We start from the raw sequence: 307 nt of genomic DNA, 5'->3' as shown, positions 1-307 counted from the left end.
CTCCTGAGGCAGTGCTACGCGAAGATCTTCGAAGCCGGGACGCCCGCGATCGTCACCGACTGGGCGACCGCCGAGCTGGTCAAGGCCTCCGCGAACGCCTTCCTCGCCCTGAAGATCTCGTTCATCAACGCGATGGCCGAGGTCTGCGAGGCGTCAGGGGCCGACGTCCACCAACTCGCCGACGCGCTGGGCCACGACATCCGTATCGGCCGGGCCGGACTGGGGCCAGGCCTCGGGTTCGGCGGCGGCTGCCTCCCCAAGGACCTCCGCGGGTTCATGGCCAGGGCCGGTGAACTCGGAGCGGACC

At 70.0% G+C, this 307-nt stretch carries 1 pseudogene; it reads left to right on the top strand.

Annotated elements, in window-relative coordinates:
* Positions 1-307: pseudogene (locus J0695_RS43440) on the top strand (UDP-glucose 6-dehydrogenase); the annotation flags it as partial.

This window comes from Streptomyces beijiangensis (assembly GCF_017315755.1).
Lineage (GTDB): Bacteria > Actinomycetota > Actinomycetes > Streptomycetales > Streptomycetaceae > Streptomyces > Streptomyces beijiangensis.
Note: the sequence above shows the minus strand (reverse complement) of the source record. Positions and strands in the feature narration are given on the sequence as shown.